The sequence below is a fragment of the Streptomyces sp. ISL-87 genome (genome assembly GCF_018614095.1).
Lineage (GTDB): Bacteria > Actinomycetota > Actinomycetes > Streptomycetales > Streptomycetaceae > Streptomyces.
This window is the reverse complement of record NZ_JAGGOY010000016.1, coordinates 227,493-244,312: the sequence shown is the minus strand read 5'-3', so window position 1 is coordinate 244,312 and position 16,820 is coordinate 227,493. Positions and strand designations below refer to the sequence as shown.

At 69.9% G+C, this 16,820-nt stretch carries 18 protein-coding genes; 10 read left to right on the top strand and 8 right to left on the bottom strand.

All coding sequences use genetic code 11. The annotated features are described in order from the left end of the window. Positions 1-476: 476 nt before the first annotated feature. A complete protein-coding gene (locus tag J7I97_RS06390; RefSeq protein ID WP_214931470.1) occupies positions 477-818 on the top strand; it encodes a hypothetical protein in 342 nt (113 codons plus the stop codon). A gap of 187 nt (positions 819-1,005) precedes the next feature. Beyond that, on the top strand, positions 1,006-1,929 hold the full coding sequence (locus J7I97_RS06385) for an exonuclease domain-containing protein (protein WP_214931468.1): 924 nt from the start codon (positions 1,006-1,008) through the stop codon (positions 1,927-1,929). Positions 1,930-2,207: 278 nt separating this feature from the next. On the opposite strand, the gene J7I97_RS06380 is transcribed toward J7I97_RS06385, so the two are convergent. Beyond that, positions 2,208-3,197 carry a pirin family protein gene (locus tag J7I97_RS06380; RefSeq protein ID WP_214931466.1) on the bottom strand — a complete coding sequence of 330 codons (990 nt, stop codon included), beginning with the start codon at positions 3,195-3,197 and terminating at the stop codon, positions 2,208-2,210. 153 nt (positions 3,198-3,350) lie between these two features. On the opposite strand from J7I97_RS06380, the gene J7I97_RS06375 reads away from it, so the two are divergent. Next, a complete protein-coding gene (locus J7I97_RS06375) occupies positions 3,351-3,827 on the top strand; it encodes a hypothetical protein (RefSeq protein WP_251058517.1) in 477 nt (158 codons plus the stop codon). A gap of 445 nt (positions 3,828-4,272) precedes the next feature. Here the strand turns inward: J7I97_RS06375 and J7I97_RS06370 are convergent, their stop codons facing one another. The 3 genes from J7I97_RS06370 to J7I97_RS06360 all read right to left on the bottom strand — a co-directional run bounded on the left by J7I97_RS06370 (position 4,273) and on the right by J7I97_RS06360 (position 5,857). After that, complete coding sequence (locus J7I97_RS06370) at positions 4,273-4,740, bottom strand: SseB family protein (protein ID WP_214931464.1); 468 nt, start codon at positions 4,738-4,740, stop codon at positions 4,273-4,275. An 81-nt stretch (positions 4,741-4,821) separates the two neighbouring features. Next, the gene (locus J7I97_RS06365; RefSeq protein WP_214931462.1) at positions 4,822-5,025 is read right to left on the bottom strand and encodes a DUF397 domain-containing protein; all 204 of its coding nucleotides are present in this window, start codon (positions 5,023-5,025) and stop codon (positions 4,822-4,824) included. Continuing rightward, the gene (locus J7I97_RS06360; protein WP_214931523.1) at positions 5,006-5,857 is read right to left on the bottom strand and encodes a helix-turn-helix transcriptional regulator; all 852 of its coding nucleotides are present in this window, start codon (positions 5,855-5,857) and stop codon (positions 5,006-5,008) included. The genes J7I97_RS06365 and J7I97_RS06360 overlap by 20 nt, the downstream gene beginning before the upstream one ends. A 120-nt stretch (positions 5,858-5,977) precedes the next feature. Between J7I97_RS06360 and J7I97_RS06355 the strand changes: the two genes are divergently transcribed. From J7I97_RS06355 to J7I97_RS06335, 5 genes are all read left to right on the top strand, one after another. After that, positions 5,978-6,184: a hypothetical protein gene (locus J7I97_RS06355; protein ID WP_214931460.1), complete on the top strand. Its 207-nt coding sequence runs from the start codon at positions 5,978-5,980 to the stop codon at positions 6,182-6,184. Beyond that, a complete protein-coding gene (locus tag J7I97_RS06350) occupies positions 6,181-6,555 on the top strand; it encodes an ATP-binding protein (protein WP_214931458.1) in 375 nt (124 codons plus the stop codon). The genes J7I97_RS06355 and J7I97_RS06350 overlap by 4 nt, the downstream gene beginning before the upstream one ends. A 139-nt stretch (positions 6,556-6,694) precedes the next feature. Further along, positions 6,695-8,521, top strand: a complete 1,827-nt coding sequence (locus tag J7I97_RS06345; protein ID WP_214931456.1) for an acyl-CoA dehydrogenase — start codon at positions 6,695-6,697, stop codon at positions 8,519-8,521. 279 nt (positions 8,522-8,800) lie between these two features. Beyond that, positions 8,801-9,544, top strand: a complete 744-nt coding sequence (locus J7I97_RS06340; RefSeq protein WP_214931454.1) for a hypothetical protein — start codon at positions 8,801-8,803, stop codon at positions 9,542-9,544. 103 nt (positions 9,545-9,647) lie between these two features. After that, a complete protein-coding gene (locus J7I97_RS06335) occupies positions 9,648-10,940 on the top strand; it encodes a M18 family aminopeptidase (protein ID WP_214931452.1) in 1,293 nt (430 codons plus the stop codon). Positions 10,941-11,061: 121 nt separating this feature from the next. Here the strand turns inward: J7I97_RS06335 and J7I97_RS06330 are convergent, their stop codons facing one another. Continuing rightward, positions 11,062-12,885, bottom strand: coding sequence for an NHL domain-containing thioredoxin family protein (locus tag J7I97_RS06330; RefSeq protein WP_214931450.1), 1,824 nt, complete (start codon positions 12,883-12,885; stop codon positions 11,062-11,064). 102 nt (positions 12,886-12,987) lie between these two features. On the opposite strand from J7I97_RS06330, the gene J7I97_RS06325 reads away from it, so the two are divergent. Further along, positions 12,988-13,542 (top strand): Uma2 family endonuclease, encoded by a 555-nt coding sequence (locus J7I97_RS06325; RefSeq protein ID WP_214931448.1) that lies wholly within the window; start codon positions 12,988-12,990, stop codon positions 13,540-13,542. On the opposite strand, the gene J7I97_RS06320 is transcribed toward J7I97_RS06325, so the two are convergent. The 3 genes from J7I97_RS06320 to J7I97_RS06310 form a co-directional block, all read right to left on the bottom strand. Next, positions 13,539-14,060 (bottom strand): DUF4240 domain-containing protein, encoded by a 522-nt coding sequence (locus J7I97_RS06320; protein ID WP_214931446.1) that lies wholly within the window; start codon positions 14,058-14,060, stop codon positions 13,539-13,541. The two genes, J7I97_RS06325 and J7I97_RS06320, sit on opposite strands and share 4 nt — an antisense overlap. Positions 14,061-14,088: 28 nt before the next feature. Next, positions 14,089-14,907, bottom strand: a complete 819-nt coding sequence (locus tag J7I97_RS06315; RefSeq protein ID WP_214931444.1) for a hypothetical protein — start codon at positions 14,905-14,907, stop codon at positions 14,089-14,091. A 130-nt stretch (positions 14,908-15,037) separates the two neighbouring features. Next, positions 15,038-15,817: a carbon-nitrogen family hydrolase gene (locus J7I97_RS06310; protein ID WP_214931442.1), complete on the bottom strand. Its 780-nt coding sequence runs from the start codon at positions 15,815-15,817 to the stop codon at positions 15,038-15,040. 149 nt (positions 15,818-15,966) lie between these two features. Between J7I97_RS06310 and J7I97_RS06305 the strand changes: the two genes are divergently transcribed. After that, positions 15,967-16,797: a maleylpyruvate isomerase family mycothiol-dependent enzyme gene (locus tag J7I97_RS06305; protein ID WP_214931440.1), complete on the top strand. Its 831-nt coding sequence runs from the start codon at positions 15,967-15,969 to the stop codon at positions 16,795-16,797. Positions 16,798-16,820 lie beyond the last annotated feature (23 nt).

The window sequence follows — 16,820 nt, the reverse complement described above, 5'->3', positions numbered from 1 at the left end:
ACTAACGCGGAGCAGCACTAGCGACGGTCCCCAGGCATGCCGGGAGCCCGTCAGCACAGTCCAGTAGATGCAAAACGCCGTGATCGTACGTACGTGCGGACGTGCGCCGGGTGCATATATCTGATGCAAGCCACCGAGGGCAAAACGGCAGAATGCGACACGCCTCTTCGCCGAAGCACAGAAAGTGGAGGCCAGGCCACGGGCCACTGGTCATCGACGCGAACGCATGTGACCTGAGAGCGGAACGGATGGAAGCAAGCCCACCTGGGGAGAACTCCGAACAGCCAGCGTGCCACCAGAAAGCAAGGATGACCCAAAACAGATACCCGGCAGGGCGCTTCGAAGCCACATTCGCCGTTGAAGACCGGCTCGACGATGATCCGCGCCGCTGGAATGTCAAGTGGAGGCCGAGGGCACCGCGTACTCGGCTTCCCGCTTTTCGCTCCGGCGCGACCCCGACCAGCGAGGACACACTCTTGGCCACCACCTTCCTGTCCGAGGGCACACGGCGCGAAGTCGCCCGCGAGCAGATCCAGCTGGCCGCGGCCCGCCTGATTCCCGCGCACAGCGAGACGTTCAGCAAGAACCAGGCGTGGTTCGCCCTCGTCGGCGGCGGCCTGCACTACGTCGTCGACTCGACGCGGCGACCGGGCACCGGCCGTCCAACGTGGAGACGGCGCGCGTGGCCCTGGATACGCTGGGCTTCCCAGTGCTGTGCCTGGCGTACGGCAGTCTCCTCGCCGACGGGCACCCCGCCCACCGTGAGTAGGCGCCACCCCCTACGCCCCAGGCCCACACAGCATCAGAGCTGGTCGTAGTCCTGGTTGTATTCGCCCGCGTCCGGGCCGTCCGCCAGTCAGCAGATCAACCTCTCCGCCGCAGGTCAGGACGCTTACGGTCCGCGCCGGACAGGCATACGAACATCTGTGAGGCGGGTTGGTGGCCGAAACCGACTGGCGACTTTTGTCCCTGGTGACGCGTCGGCCAACTCATGACACTTCAGTCATGTCCTCCTGGGTAGCGATCGATTTCGAGACGGCGAACGAGCACCGTGGCAGTCCGTGCTCCGTTGGTATGGCAGCAGTTGATGGTCAGAGTGTTGTGGACACCTGGAGCAGCCTGATACAGCCGCCGGCCGGGTTCGACCACTTCAACCCGTACAACGTCCGGGTTCACGGCATCACGGCAGGCGATGTAGCCACCGCACCCGGCTGGAAGGCTGCGCTCGCCGAGATCGTCGCGTTCGCCGATGGGCGGCCCCTGGTCGCCCACAACGCCGGGTTCGACTTCAGCGCCATCCGGGCCGCCTGTGACGCCGAAGGCATCGCCTGGCCCGAGCTCCGGTACACCTGCTCTCAGGTCGTCGCACGCCGCACCTGGCAGCTGCTGTCCTATGGGCTGCCCCATTGCATGGACGCCGCCGGCCACGCCTTCACCGACCACCACCAGGCCGAAGCCGACTCCCGGGCTTCTGCCGAGATCATGCTCGCGGCGATGCGCGAAGCCGGCACGGCCTCGCTCGACGAGCTGCTCGACAAGCACCAGATCCGGTGGGGCTCCATGACCCCCGGCGGTCAGTGGCGCGGCAGCCAGTACCAGGGCTCGGGGCGCCGCGACCGCATGCCCGTTCCCGGGGCCAACCCCGACGCCGATCCCGACGGGGCCCTGTACGGACTGATCGTCTGCCTCACCGGCAAGCTCACGGCGATGGAGCGGCCCGAGGCGTTCGCCCGCCTCGCCGCGGTCGGCGCGCAGCCCACGAAGAACGTGACCAAGAAGACCGACATCCTGGTCTCCGCCACGCAGACCCAGCTCAAGCCCGGCGACACGCTGAGCGGCAAGTTGAAGGACGCGCAGGCTCTCCTCGACGCCGGCCAGGCCATCGAGGTCGTGGACGAGGACGAATTCCTCCGCCGCCTCGGGACCTGACCTGCCCCTGCGGGAGGCAAGCGCCCAGGTCATTGGCGCCAAATGCGTGAGCGGACGTGACGGGAAGACCGGGTCTGGAGCGGATCCAGCAGCACGCCGTATCCGTCTGACCAGGCACGTCCGGACTCTGCCGGACGGGGCGGGACTGCCCGGCAGGATCTTGCCGGGACTTTTAATCCGTTGGCTGTCGGTTGGAGTCCGACATGGCCTACTGCTCGCGGGCGAGGGTTGACCCCTCTAATGCGCTGCTCCCAGGCCCTCTGACCTGCGCAACCTCATTACGCCGACCCAGCGCCCCGGTGGCCGAGGCCAGTGTGCGCGGCGGCCGGGATCGTTCCCAGGCGACCTGCCTGGAAATCATCGAACGCCTGCTGGAGTTCATGCTGACTGTTCATCACGAACGGGCCGTAGTGCGCCATCGGCTCGCGGATCGGCAGACCGCCGAGGAGGACCACCTCGAAGTTCTCGCTGCGCGAGTCCTGCGAGGCGTCCGCGCGGATCGTCAGCGTGTCGCCGTCGCCGAAGACGACCGACTGGCCCATCTTGAACGGGCGGCGCTCTGCACCGGCCGTGCCGCTGCCCGCGAGGCCGTAGGCAAGGGCGTTGAAGTCGGGACGCCAGGGCAGGGTGACCTCGGCGCCCGGGTTCACCGTCGCGTGGATCATCGTGATCGGGGTGTGTGTGGCGCCGGGGCCGTCGTGGCCCGCGACGTCGCCCGCGATCAGGCGGATCAGGGCGCCGCCGTCCTGCGAGGCGAGCAGCTTCACCGTGCCACCACGGATGTCCTGGTACTTCGGCGCGATCATCTTGTCCTGGGCGGGCAGGTTCACCCACAGCTGGAGCCCGTGGAAAAGGCCACCGGACATGACCAGCTCCTCCGGCGGGGTCTCGATGTGCAGGAGGCCGGAGCCCGCCGTCATCCACTGGGTGTCGCCGTTGGTGATGACGCCACCGCCGCCGTGCGAGTCACGGTGGATGAAGGTGCCGTCGATGATGTACGTGACGGTCTCGAAGCCGCGGTGCGGGTGCCACGGGGTCCCCTTCGGCTCCCCGGCTCCGTAGTCCACCTCGCCCATCTGGTCCATCATGATGAACGGGTCGAGGTACTGGTAGTTGATCCCGGCGAACGCACGGCGCACCGGGAATCCCTCACCCTCGAAACCACCCGGGGCGGTCGTGACGGCCAGCACCTTGCGGGTGGCGGTCTCCGGGGCCGGTTCCGCGACGCGGGGGAGCGTCAACGGGTTCTCCACAGTCACTGCAGGCATGGTCGGAACCTCCTTCTGCGTCGAGTTTAGTTGAAACTCGAACTTTCTGCCACACCCGCACAGAACAGCGACCCCGCGCCGTCCATTCCCGCCCGCCCCGCACCCTCGTACGGGTGATGGCCATGACTGGACTTTCGAAGTATCTTCAAAATCATGACCGACACATCCGCCGTGAACTTCTCGGAGCTGGTCAATAAGAACCGGCAGACATTGGCCCGTCTGAGGCTGTCACGCCGCCTCCTGCTGCTGCGCAGAGACGGCGAGGACCTCATGCTGACGACCGCGGCGAGGGCAGAACAGGACCAGGCCGTCGTGTCGGCCGCCACTCGTATGCTCGCCGCCATCGTCAGACGCGATCCCGGCCGCATGGAGCTGCTGCTGGACCTGCTCCCCGAGGCGTTTCCCTGGGTGTGCTTCCTGCCGGAGGCGGACGTGCACGCATTCGCGGTCGAGCTGGTCGAGACGATGCGCGCCGCCGACTCCCTGGCGAATTTGTCGTCCGTCGCCCAGCTGCTCGTCGCATGGCAGCACACCGCCGAGGTTCACTCCGACCCGGAGCTGCTGAGTGCGCTGACCGCGGACCACGACGCGGACTACGGTGCCGTGCCGAGTCCTGGCCTCACCCGGTGACCGTGGGACGCGGCGACCGAGCTGCACCGCCCGCGACAGAAGGTCAGTGGGAGGTTCGCTTCGCCGACGCCGCCTCGGCGAAGGGCTGGGAAAGCCTCTGCCAGCAAGCCAGGGAGAACACATACCGCGCCTGGGTCGCGCTCCGCACCGACCCCTCCCCCCGCACCGAGACCCCTCGGCACCACCGGTTGAAGGGAAGCCTGGCGCACGGCACATACCGCGGGCAGACCTGCGAGCAGTGGCAGATCGAAGTCACCGGGGGCGGTCGTGTCTGGTACCTCGTGGACACCTCACGGAGTACCTGCTGGATCACCTACGCGGGAACCGCTCACCCCCGCGCCACGGACCGCTAGCAGCGGAGAGGCGGCGGCGGAGCACTGCGCCGGGACCGCCCCGCGGGTCAGCACGACCAGCAGCGCCGCCTCGGCCGCGCCGTAAAGACGGCTCAGCCGTACATGCGGCGCATCGCGTAGTCGACCATCTGCTCGACCGCCTTCGCGTCGAAGACCATCCGGTGGTCGCCCTCCATGTCGAGGACGAAGCCGTAGCCGGTGGGCAGCAGGTCGATCACCTCGGCGCCGGTGATCACGAAGTACTTGGACTCCTTGCCGGCGTACCGGCGGAGCTCCTTGAGCGTGGTGAACATGGGGATGACCGGCTGCTGCGTGTTGTGCAGCGCGAGGAATCCCGGGGTGTCGCCGCGCGGGCAGTAGACCTTCGAGCTGGCGAAGATCTGCTGGAAGTCCTCGGCGGACAGGGACCCGGTCGTGAAGGCCCGTACCGCGTCCGCGAGGGAGGGCGGGGACGGCTCCGGGTACAGCGGCTGCTCCGCGTAGCCACCGGCCATCTGCTGCGGCGGCGGCTGCGCGGCGTACTGCTGCTGCGCGCCGGGGTTCTGGTCGTAGCCGTACATGGCCGACAGCCTACCGAGGCCCGGGGGGCCCGGGACGCCGAGTTCCGGTCAGCCGGCCTTGGGCGCTGCCGCTGGGGGGAGTCAGCCTGCCTTGAGCTCCGCGACGAAGGGGGCCCAGGCGGCGGCCGTCATCACGAGGACGGGCCCGTCCGGCCTCTTGGAGTCCCGGACCGGGACGACCCCGGTCAGGCCGTCGGCCACCTCGACGCAGTCGCCAGCACTCGAATTGCTGTAGCTGCTCTTGCGCCAGCAGGCGGAGGTCAGGTCAATGTCGGTGCTTGCCATTTCGGAAGTCCTCTGCAGCTGCTTCGATCCTCGCCAGGGACGCCTCAGGTGACAGCGCGGCAGCCCTGAGCAGATCGTACGACCTCCGGTAGTCCTTCACGAGGCCCGGATAGTCGATGAGTTGGCCGCTGTGGATGCCCTCGGTGTACGCCAGCGGAGGCGCGTCCGGAAAAGTCATCAGCTTGACCATGCCCATCATGAGCGGGTGGGCCGTGGCTGTTTCCGGGAGGATCTGCAGAACGCCCTGGACGGAAGTGACCACCGCGGCAATGTGTTCCAGCTGGTCTGCCATCAGCTCCGGCGGTAGCAGCGGCCTGCGGATAAGGGATTCGTGCAGGATCGCCCAGTACGCCGGAGGCTGATCGCCCTCCCAAAGCGCAGCGCGCTCGATCCGCAAGCCGACCTGCTTCTCCACCGTCGCCGGCCTCAGCCACGGACTCCCGGTCCGGATGATCTTCAACGCGTAAGCCGGGGTCTGCAGCAACCCCGGGACGAGCATCGGAGCCCATTCCTCGATGGTCTCGGCGAACGGCTCCATCTCCGCGACGTCCGCGAAGTACTCCGCGTGCCCCGACTGCTTCGCCTTGCGCGCATCTTCACAGCGACGCTCGAAAAAGCCGTCCGTCGCCAGCATCCCGTCCACGTGCCGGGCCAGATCCAGTGGCATCCGGCGCTCGCCGCGCTCGATCTGGCTCAGGAACGGGACGCCCCGGAAGCTGCCCTCGGCCAACTGTTCCAGCGTGAGCCCGGCCGCCTCCCGCTTGTAGCGCAGCTCAGCCCCGTAGAAGGAGGGGACATTCGCCGACGCGTCCGGGTCCTTACGAGCAGGCACAACCCACCACCGCCATTTGCCACTTACCCAGCGCAACCGGAAACCCTTCCCACGCTACGCCGACCCACGCCAGCCTGTGAGCGGTTCGTCACAGTCCGCACAGGAACGGAAGGCCCCCACATGAGCGACCACGCCTACGACCGCGAGGCAATCGAGTGCCTGGAGCAGCTCCGCGCGGCCCTGGCGGAGCACGGGATCACGCTCCCCTCCCTCGAACTGCACCTGCTGTCCTACGCGGGGAACTACACCACCCCACCCTTGATCACCCTCGGCAACTGCAACACCGCCACCGCCGACCGCCTCGCAGACGCCCTCCGCAAGCGGTGAACCCGTTCACCATCCGGCTGCTCGCCGTCCCCAAGGCGGTCCCCGCCCTCCGGCACGCCGTGCGCGAGCACCTCGGCGCCAAGGGGAGCGCCGACGCCGAGCTCTGCGTCAGCGAGCTGCTGACCAACGTGATCACCCACCTCGGCGAGGGCACACCCGTCACGCTCCACATCACCGGCACCGGCGACGGCCGCACCCGGGTCGAGCTGACCGACCCCGACCCCCGCGTATGGCCCGTGCCGCGCCAGGCGGCGGACGAGGACGAGTCCGGCCGGGGTCTGGCCCTGCTCGACGCCGTCGCCGCCCGCTGGGGCGTGCACCCCGGGCCGCACGCCGGCAAGACCGTCTGGGCCGAGCTGCCGCACCCGTAGGGGGCCCCGGGACGGACTTGACACCCGTCACAGTCGCGCGCCAGGGGTTGCGTCTTATTACCGGCGGGTAGCATCATGACATTACCGATTGGTATGTACGAGGAACCTGTCTCCCCGAGCCTTAAACGGAGCCGTCGCCATGGGGCACTACAAGTCGAATCTCCGAGACATCGAGTTCAACCTCTTCGAGGTGCTCGGTCGCGACAAGCTGTACGGCACCGGCCCGTTCGGTGAGATGGACGCCGAGACCGCCAAGGACGTGCTGTCCGAGATCGCGCGCCTCGCCGAGAACGAGCTGGCCGAGTCCTTCGCGGACGCCGACCGCAACCCGCCGGTCTTCGACCCGGCCACCAACACGGCCCCCGTGCCCGCCTCCTTCAAGAAGAGCTACGAAGCCTTCATGGACTCGGAGTACTGGCGCCTCGGCCTGCCCGAGGAGATCGGCGGCACCACCTCGCCCCGCTCCCTCATCTGGGCCTACGCGGAGCTGCTGCTCGGCTCGAACCCGGCCGTCTGGATGTACTCCTCCGGCCCGGCGTTCGCCGGCGTCCTCCACGAGGAGGGCAACGAGGCGCAGAAGAAGGTCGCCCAGATCGCGGTCGAGAAGCGCTGGGGCTCCACCATGGTCCTCACCGAGCCGGACGCCGGTTCGGACGTGGGCGCCGGCCGCACCAAGGCGATCCAGCAGGCCGACGGCTCCTGGCACATCGAGGGCGTCAAGCGCTTCATCACGTCCGGTGAGCACGACATGGAGGAGAACATCCTCCACTACGTCCTCGCCCGCCCCGAGGGCCACGGCCCGGGCACCAAGGGCCTGTCCCTCTTCCTCGTCCCGAAGTTCCACTTCGACTGGGAGACCGGCGAGCTGGGCGAGCGCAACGGCGTCTACGCGACGAACGTCGAGCACAAGATGGGCCTCAAGGCCTCCAACACGTGCGAGATGACCTTCGGCGACCAGCACCCCGCCAAGGGCTGGCTGATCGGTGACAAGCACGACGGCATCCGCCAGATGTTCATGATCATCGAGTTCGCCCGGATGATGGTCGGCACGAAGGCCATCGCCACCCTCTCCACCGGCTACCTGAACGCGCTGGAGTACGCCAAGGAGCGCGTGCAGGGCCCGGACCTGGCCAACTTCATGGACAAGACCGCGCCCAAGGTCACCATCACGCACCACCCCGACGTGCGCCGCTCGCTCATGACGCAGAAGGCGTACGCCGAGGGCATGCGCGCCCTGGTGCTGTACACCGCCTCCGTCCAGGACGAGATCCAGGTCAAGCAGGCCGCGGGCGAGGACGCCTCCTCCCTCATCGGCCTGAACGACCTGCTCCTGCCGATCGTGAAGGGCTACGGCTCGGAGAAGTCGTACGAGCAGCTCGCGCAGTCCCTGCAGACCTTCGGCGGTTCCGGTTACCTCCAGGAATACCCGATCGAGCAGTACATCCGGGACGCCAAGATCGACACCCTCTACGAGGGCACCACGGCGATCCAGGGCCAGGACTTCTTCTTCCGGAAGATCGTCCGCGACCAGGGCGCCTCGCTGAACGTCCTCTCCGAGACGATCAAGAAGTTCCTGGCCGAGGCCGTCGGCGGCGAGGAGCTGGCCGGTGCCCGCGACGCGCTCGCCAAGGCAGCGGTCGACCTGGAGGCCATCGTCGGCCAGATGATCGTCGACCTCACCGCCACCGGCGAGGACGTCAAGAACATCTACAAGGTCGGCCAGAACACCACCCGCCTGCTGATGGCGTCCGGTGACGTGGTCGTCGGATACCTGCTGCTCAAGGGCGCGGCCGTGGCCGCCGAGAAGCTGGCGACGGCCTCCACGAAGGACGTCCCCTTCTACACCGGCAAGATCGCCGCCGCGAAGTTCTTCGCCGCCCAGATCCTGCCGGGCGTCTCGGTCCAGCGCGCGCTGGCCGAGTCCGTCGACAACTCCCTCATGGAGCTCGACGAGGCCGCCTTCTAGCCCTGGCCGGGCGTACGCGGTGCACACCAGCGGCCGGACCCTCCGTACGGGGGGTCCGGCCGCTGGCGTGCCGGGGGCTGCGCCCCCGGCACCCGCGCCGCCTGCCTAAGCCCCCGCACGCGCCGCGGGAGTACGGGGGCGTACGCCCGCGCCGAGGGGTTCGGGGGCGCCCGCGCGCTCCGAACCCCCGCCGCCCGGGTGGCAACCGCGTCCCCGAACCCGCGCGGCCGGCGCCCCGGCATTCCCGCCTTGTCAGCCGTTCATGGGACGCTCATAGGTATGAGTCGACAGGATCAGCACAGCAGCAGCAGCAGGGGGTACTCCGTCCCCACCGGGCGGCCGTACGCCCTCAAGGAGCTGCAAGCGAGCCTGGGCAGCCTCGGGGACCACCTGCGGGAGCTGTACGACGGCTCGCGCCCCGCCGAGTACGAGGGCATCGCCGACGCCCTCTACACCGCCTTCCAGACCGCCGCCGGGCTCGCTCCCGCCAAGAGCTACACCGGCTGCCCCGAGCACCCCAACGGCGCGCTCGACCCCGAGGCGCCCGACGGCTGGGGCCGCTGCCTCATCTGCAACGACCGGCGCCGGCTCGGTCTGCGCTCCCAGGGCTCCCGGGCGGCCGCCGCGGCCCCGGCCGCCGCGGAGCAGCGCCGGCTGGGCTATCCCGTGCCCGCGCCCCCGTACACCCACGAGGCGCTGCGCGCGCGCCTGCGCACAGTCGAGGACCAGCGCTTCCACCTGGGCCTCTCCTCCCCCGCGGAGGACTTCGTACGCATCGCGGACGATCTCCACCGCGCCTTCATCGTGGCCCGTGAGCTGTCCCGGCCGCGCAACGCCTCCGGCTGCTCCGAGCACCCCGGTGCGCCCATCGATCCGGACGCTCCCCCAGGTGAGGCCTGTATCTTCTGCGCCGGACGCAAAAGGCGCGCGCAGCGCTCGGCGCAGACCCCCGAGATGCTCCCGCGCATCCGCCGGGGCGAGCGCAGACAACTGCAGCGCAGATTCGAGCGTCCGCCGGGCTGAGGACGAGGGGGGCGCGGGGCCACACGCCTGTGCACCCCGGCCCTTCGGCTATCCCCGCCGCAGTCCGGCCATGGCGAACACGACCGTCGTTAAGGTGAACCACATGAGCTCTCCCGCCCGCTTCGACCGCGGCCACACCGACGATCTGATGACCTTTTTGACGGCCAGTCCGTCGCCGTACCACGCCGTGGCCAATGCGGCCGAGCGGCTGGAAAAGGCAGGCTTCAGGCAGTTGTCGGAAACGGACGCCTGGGACTCGGGCACCGGGGGCAAGTTCGTGCTCCGCGGCGGCGCACTCATCGCCTGGTACGTGCCGGAGGGCGCCGCGGCGCACACCCCGTTCCGCATCGTGGGAGCGCACACCGACTCCCCCAACCTGCGGGTCAAGCCGGTTCCCGACACGGGCTCGCAGGGCTGGCGGCAGATCGCCGTCGAGATTTACGGCGGGACCCTGCTCAACACCTGGCTGGACCGTGACCTGGGCCTGGCCGGCCGGCTGACCCTGCGCGACGGCAGCGAGCGCCTGGTGAACGTGGACCGCGCGCTGCTGCGCGTCCCCCAACTCGCCGTCCACCTGGACCGGTCGGTGAACTCCGACGGCCTGAAGCTGGACAAGCAGCGGCACATGCAGCCGATCTGGGGCCTGGGCGAGGTGCAGGAGGGCGACCTGATCGCGTTCCTGGAGGAGGAAGAGGGCCTGGCGCAGGGCTCGGTGGCCGGATGGGACCTGATGGTGCACTCCATCGAGCCGCCGTCGTACCTGGGCCGCGACCGCGAGCTGCTGGCCGGCCCGCGGATGGACAACCTGATGTCGGTGCACGCGGGGGTCGCCGCGCTGGCGGCCGTCTCCGGCTCCGAGCAGCTGGACCACATCCCGGTGCTGGCGGCCTTCGACCACGAGGAGAACGGCTCGCAGTCGGACACCGGCGCGGACGGGCCACTGCTGGGCAACGTGCTGGAACGTTCGGTCTTCTCGCGCGGCGGTACCTACGAGGACCGCGCCCGCGCCTTCGCGGGCACCATCTGCCTGTCCTCGGACACCGGCCACGCCATCCACCCCAACTACGCGGAGCGGCACGATCCCTCGCACCACCCGCGCGCCAACGGCGGCCCGATCCTGAAGGTCAACGTCAACCAGCGGTACGCGACGGACGGCAGCGGGCGCGCCGTGTTCGCGGCCGCGTGCGAGCGGGCCGGCGTGCCGTGGCAGACCTTCGTCTCCAACAACTCCATGCCGTGCGGTACGACGATCGGCCCGATCACGGCCGCCCGGCACGGCATTCAGACGGTGGACATCGGCGTCGCGATCCTCTCGATGCACAGCGCCCGCGAACTGTGCGGCGCGGACGACCCGTTCCTGCTGGCGAACGCGCTGGTGGCGTTCCTGGAGGGCTGACGCCCCTGGCTGACCGCCTGGCCGCCGCCCCCGGCCGCCACGCCTGGCCGCCACGCAAAGAACCCCGCCCCGGACCGAGTCCGGGGCGGGGTTGTACGTACTGGGCTCTGGGCTCTGGGCTCTAGCCGTCCATCCCGGCGAGGACCAGCGGCAGGCGGGCGGCGCCGTCGGGTGTGACGGTCACCGGGACACCCCAGTCCTGCTGGTGGACGTGGCAGGCCGGGTACTCGTTCGCCGGGTCGTCGTCGCAGGACGCCGCCATCGCGGAGACGTGCAGGACGCCCTCGGTGACGTCCGGGTTCAGGGCGAGGTCCCGGAACAGGTCGGTCCCGGCCCCCTCCCCTTCCGCCAGTAGCTCGGGCGGGGTCGAGGAGACCAGCAGGCGCGTCGACGGCCCGTAGCGGATGTCCAGCTTCTGCCCGCTCGGCGCCTGGAAGACCACGTCGAGCCGGAGCGTGCCCGGGGCGACCTCGGTGGCGGCGCGCTGGGTGCGGTGCGCGACGGCATCGACCCGGACCGCCTCCTCCGGCAGCCGCAGCCGGGTCAGCCGGTGCCGGGCGGACTCCACGACCACGATGTCCGCGCCGGCGAGCACGGCGTCGCTGGGCTCCCGCAGATCGGTGGCCAGCGTGGTGACCTGGCCCGTCGCCGGGTCGAAGCGGCGCAGGGCGTGGTTGTACGTGTCGCACACCGCGACCGAGCCGTCGGGCAGGGCGGTCACCCCGAGCGGGTGCTGGAGCAGGGCCTGGCCCGCGTCCCCGTCCCGGTGCCCGAAGTCGAACAGCCCGGTGCCGACGGCGGAGGTGACCGCGTACCCCTCGCCCTCCCGCTCGACGTACCGCAGCGCGCTGGTCTCCGAGTCCGCGACCCACAGCCGGTCCCCGGCGGCCGCGAGCCCCGACGGCTGGGCGAACCAGGCCTCGCCGGCGGGCCCGTCGACGAGCCCCTCGTTGGTGGTCCCGGCCGCGACCTCGACCGTCCCCGTCTCCGGGTCCCAGGCCCACAGCTGGTGCACACCGGCCATGGCGATCCACACCCTGCCCTGCCACCAGGCCACGTCCCACGGCGAGGACAGGTCCACCTCCAGGGCCGGCCCGGCGGTCGGCGAGCCCTGCCACCACTGCCGCCCGGTCCCGGCGACGGTCTCCACCGCGCCGGTGACGGGGTCGAACTTCCGGAGGGCGTGATTCACGGTGTCGGCCACGATGACCGACCCGTCGGGCAGCAGCGCCAGCCCCTGCGGCTCGCTGAAGGCGTCCGGCCCGAAGCCGCGCTCCCCGCTGCCGATCCGGCGTACGACGCTCTCCCCGTCGGCGGCCAGCTCCACCAGCTGGTGCCGCGTCGAGTCGGACACCAGGAAGTTCCCGGACGGCAGCACGAGCGCCTTCCCGGGGAACCGCAGGTCGCTCGCCACCGGCTCCGGCGCCACGTACGGCCCGTCCCCGCGCCGCAGCGTCCCCTTCGCCTCGTGCTCGGCCTCCAGCTCCTCCACCAGCCGCGCGATGGCGTGCGCATGCCCCTCACCGGCGTGCTGCGCCACGATGTAGCCCTCGGGGTCGATCACGACCAGCGTGGGCCAGGCCCGGACGGCGTACTGCTTCCAGGTCGCCAGCTCGGGATCGTCCAGCACCGGGTGGTGCACCTCGTAGCGCTCGACGGCGTCGACGACGGCCGCGTGCTCGGCCTCGTGCACGAACTTCGGCGAGTGCACACCGATGATCACGACGGTGTCGCGGTGCTTCTCCTCCAGCTCGCGCAACTCGTCGAGGACATGCAGGCAGTTAATGCAGCAAAAGGTCCAAAAATCCAAGATCGCAATGCGTCCCCGCAGGTCGGCGAGGGTCAGATCTTTCCCGCCTGTGTTCAGCCAGCCGCCCTTGCCGATCAGCTCGGGGGCACGGACACGGGCACGGCGAGGCGCGGGGGTGGGCGCGGCAGAATCCATGGAACAAGGGTGCCACCCCCAGCCATGTGCACCCGCAAGGGTGACGACGGGCGGCGGCCCCCCGTGGGACGCTGGCCGCAAGCAGCGAAGGAGGCGTCCGGCATGACCACCGCGCACGACTACAGCGAGGGCATCGACCCCGAGCACGCGCTGAAGTACGCCATCCAGCACCACAGCGGGGACCGTACCGAGATCATCGAAGGGGTCATCAGCAACGTGACGCCGAGTTGGGACCACGAGCGGTCAGCCAAGCTCGTACGCCGCCAGATCGAGGGGAGAGTGGACGAACTCGGCTGTGTAGAGGGCTCAGGAAATCTCGATCTGCCAGGGTCGCCGAACTGGTACGTGCCCGACATCGCGGTCGTTCCCGATGACCTCGCACACGGCGGCTCGGCATTGCAGCCCGATCAGACCCTCCTGATCGTCGAGGTCACCTCGGAGTCCAACGCCGAGACCGACCGTGTCGTCAAGCGCAAGCGGTACGCCGAGTACGGCGCACCCCTGTACCTCCTGGTCGACCGGGTAGAGAAGACCGTCACGCTGTTCGCCGGGCCGGGGCGGCTCGGCTACACGAAGGTCGACGGGCCGCACTCGTTCGGGACGCCGGTCCGCCTGCCGGCGCCGTTCGACCTCGTTCTCGACACCAGCGGGTTCTAGCCGAAGAGGGCGCTCAGGCGGGGCAGGCGGGAGGCGGTCTCCTCGGCGTCGTCGAAGTCGAAGGACCAGGCCGGGTCGAGGTCCGGGTAGCTGATGGTGAAGGAGTCCGACGGGAGTTCGCGGCCGGTGGCGGACTCGTAGGCGGTCCAGGCTATGGAGAGGGCCTCCTCGTCCCAGAGCTCCACGCCCTCGGAGGCCGCCGCGCGGACCGCCGGGTGGTCGGCGAGGGAGTCCGGGTCGGCCAGGGCGCGGGTGAAGGCCGTCTCGCCCTGGGTGAGGAGCCAGCCGCGGAAGTAGTCGAAGCCGTCGTCGGAGCAGCCGCCGTTGATCACATACGCCGCGGCCCAGAGCGGGGCTCTGTAGGAGTCCGCCAGCAGATCCCACAGCACCTGCTGGGCGGCGGCTATCTCGGCCGCCGGGGAGTCCGCCAGCAGCTCCGCCGCGCGCGCCGCCACCCGGTCCGCCTCCGCGTCCGCGCGGGCCGTCTCGATCAGCTTCCAGAACGTCTGCTTGTCCATGGGACGAGGGTGGCACCCGGGTCTGACATCAGGCGGATGCGGTGAGGAAGGAGTGGAGGGATTCCGTGAGGGATGTGATGAAGCCGTCCTGGACGTCGGCCGGGAGCAGGTCCAGGGAGAGGTAGGGGTTCAAGTCCTCCAGCTCGACCAGGAGGAGTTCGCCCGATGGCGCGCGGCAGGCGTCCACCCGCTGGATGCCGTGGGCCAAGGTGTTCCACTCGATGAAGGCGCGGGCGAAGGAGAGATCCGCCGGGGTGGGCTCGTAGGGCTGCAGCTCCCAGCGGCGCGCCGGGTCGGGGGCGTAGAGGGCGTAGAGGGCGTACTGGAAGGCGTCGTCGACGAAGTAGAACGACACCTCGTAGGTGAAGTCGATCCGCGGCTGGATGAGGATCTCCCCCGGCGGGCCGGCCGGGTGCGGGGTGAAGGTGAGACCGATGGAGTCCGCGCCCTGCTTGGGCTTGACCGCGTACGAGGGGACGTCCGGGAGGAGTGCCAGCCGGGCCGGGTCGTCGATGGTCGGGATCACCGGGTAGCCGGCCTCCGTCAGGTCGAGGAGGTACTGCTTGCCCGCCATGTCGCCGCGGCCCGTGAGCGGGTTGTAGACGCGGGTCCCGGAGGCGAGGGCGGCCGCGCGGAAGGCGTCGTAGGCCTCCTGGTAGTGCAGGACGGGGCCGCTGTTGCGGACGATCACGGCGTCGAAGCCCGGCATCAGGGCCTGCGCGTCCAGCGGATGGCACAGCGCAATCGGGAAGTGCTCGCGCAGCCGCGAGGTGAGGAATACGTCCTCGTCGCCGTAGCGGCGGCCGCGCGCCGGATACGCCAGGTCTGTCACATAGAGGAGAGGCATGGCCGCAACCTATCGGGGGCAGCGATCAGTGCATGAAGTACCTCGTACGGGACAAACTGCTGGCCATCGGGGACGACTACGGGAGGGCAGGGAGGACGACGCGGGCCCGCCCTGATCCGGAAGGCAGGCCTCAGCGCCCCAGGCGGCGGTCCTTCAGCGCCGGGAACTGCTCCCGGGTCTCGGCGACCTTCGACGGGTCCAGGTCCACCGTCAGGACGCCCTCGCCCGGGCCCGCCTCCGCCAGGGTCTCGCCCCACGGGTCCACCACCAGGCTGTGCCCGGCCTGCTCGACGCCCGCGTGGGTCCCGGCCAGCCCGCAGGCCAGGACGTACGACTGGTCCTCCACCGCCCGCGCCCTGTTCAGCAGGGTCCAGTGGGACCGGCGGCGGGCCGGCCAGCCCGCGGCCACGACCATCGTGGTGGCCCCGGCGTCGACCAGGCCGCGGAACAGTTCCGGGAAGCGCAGGTCGTAGCAGGTGGCGATGCCGAGGGTCTGCTCCGGCAGGGACACCGTGGTCAGGGATTCACCGGCCGACATCAGCACCGCCTCGCCCTGGTCGAAGCCGAAGCGGTGGATCTTGCGGTAGGTCGCGGCCAGCTCGCCCGCCGGGGAGATCACCAGGGCGGTGTTGTAGAGCGAGCCGTCGCCCGCCCGCTCGACCACCGAGCCGGCGTGCAGCCAGACCCCGGCGTCGCTCGCGGCCTTGGACATCGCCCGGTAGGTGGGGCCGTCGAGCGGTTCGGCCTCGGTCTCGAAGAGTTCGTAGGCGAAGGCACCCACGGTCCACAGTTCGGGCAGAACCACCAGATCCGAACCTGCCTGTTCCCGGACGAGATCGGCCGCCCGGGCCCGTCGCGAAGCGACCGACTCCCCGTCATTCACCGCGATTTGGATCAGCGAGGCGCGCACACTACCACCGTCCTGGCATTCAAGCCGTCAACTCGGGCCTACGATCGTCACACGAAAGCACTGCCGGGGTGCTCACCGGCAGCGTAGTTTTGGAAACAGTCCACACGCTTCCAGAAAACGCGCCACTGAACAGCACGCGAGGGGTCCCGTTGACCGTCCAGCCGCATCCCAGCCTCCAGCCCTATGCCGACGCGTGGACGCACTCCATCGAGGCGATATCCGAGCTGGTCCTCCCCCTGACGGAGGGCGAGTGGAACCGGGCCACCCCGTGCCCCGGCTGGTCCGTCCGTGATGTGGTGTCACACATCATCGGCATCGAGTGCGAACAGCTCGGGGACCCGCGGCCGATCCACACCGTCGCGCGGGATCTGCGCCACGTGGTGGACGAGTTCAGCCGGTACATGGAGGTGCAGGTCGACGTACGACGTCACCACACCGCGCCGGAGATGACCTCGGAGCTGGAGTACACGATCATCCGCCGGTCGCGTCAGCTGCGGAACGAGAAGCGGGATCCGGCCACGATGGTGCGGGGTCCGCTGGGCGACCAGGTGACGCTGGAGTTCGCGCTGCGGCTGCGTGCGTTCGACGTGTGGATCCACGAACAGGACCTGCGGACGGCGCTGGGCGTGCCGGGGAACTGGGACTCGCCGGGTGCGCACGTCGCGCGGGACGTCCTCCTCGCCGGGCTGCCGAAGGTGGTCGCGCACGCGGCGGGTGCGCCGGCGAACTCGGCGGTGGTGCTCGACGTGCACGGCCCGCTGGAGTTCATGCGGACGGTACGGGTCGACGGGGAGGGGCGGGGGACGCTGGACAATGCGCCGTCACTGGGCCCGGCGGTCTCGCTGACGATGGAGTGGGAGACGTACGTACGCCTCGCGGCGGGCCGCGTCCGCGCCCACGCGGTGGCCGACCGGGTGAAGGCCGAGGGCGACCCCGCCCTGGCGGAGGCGATCCTGACCCACTTCGCCGTCACCCCGTAGGAGCGGTGGAAGGGCGGGCACGG

What these genes read in the sequence shown, in the direction of transcription:
- J7I97_RS06340 (WP_214931454.1), top strand. Translation starts at nt 8,801, where the DNA reads ATGAGTCGACAGGATCAGCACAGCAGCAGCAGCAGGGGGTACTCCGTC.
- J7I97_RS06385 (WP_214931468.1), top strand. Translation starts at nt 1,006, where the DNA reads ATGTCCTCCTGGGTAGCGATCGATTTCGAGACGGCGAACGAGCACCGT.
- J7I97_RS06325 (WP_214931448.1), top strand. Translation starts at nt 12,988, where the DNA reads ATGACCACCGCGCACGACTACAGCGAGGGCATCGACCCCGAGCACGCG.
- J7I97_RS06320 (WP_214931446.1), bottom strand. Translation starts at nt 14,060, where the DNA reads ATGGACAAGCAGACGTTCTGGAAGCTGATCGAGACGGCCCGCGCGGAC.
- J7I97_RS06370 (WP_214931464.1), bottom strand. Translation starts at nt 4,740, where the DNA reads ATGTACGGCTACGACCAGAACCCCGGCGCGCAGCAGCAGTACGCCGCG.
- J7I97_RS06355 (WP_214931460.1), top strand. Translation starts at nt 5,978, where the DNA reads ATGAGCGACCACGCCTACGACCGCGAGGCAATCGAGTGCCTGGAGCAG.
- J7I97_RS06315 (WP_214931444.1), bottom strand. Translation starts at nt 14,907, where the DNA reads ATGCCTCTCCTCTATGTGACAGACCTGGCGTATCCGGCGCGCGGCCGC.
- J7I97_RS06380 (WP_214931466.1), bottom strand. Translation starts at nt 3,197, where the DNA reads ATGCCTGCAGTGACTGTGGAGAACCCGTTGACGCTCCCCCGCGTCGCG.
- J7I97_RS06335 (WP_214931452.1), top strand. Translation starts at nt 9,648, where the DNA reads ATGAGCTCTCCCGCCCGCTTCGACCGCGGCCACACCGACGATCTGATG.
- J7I97_RS06365 (WP_214931462.1), bottom strand. Translation starts at nt 5,025, where the DNA reads ATGGCAAGCACCGACATTGACCTGACCTCCGCCTGCTGGCGCAAGAGC.
- J7I97_RS06345 (WP_214931456.1), top strand. Translation starts at nt 6,695, where the DNA reads ATGGGGCACTACAAGTCGAATCTCCGAGACATCGAGTTCAACCTCTTC.
- J7I97_RS06375 (WP_251058517.1), top strand. Translation starts at nt 3,351, where the DNA reads ATGACCGACACATCCGCCGTGAACTTCTCGGAGCTGGTCAATAAGAAC.
- J7I97_RS06330 (WP_214931450.1), bottom strand. Translation starts at nt 12,885, where the DNA reads ATGGATTCTGCCGCGCCCACCCCCGCGCCTCGCCGTGCCCGTGTCCGT.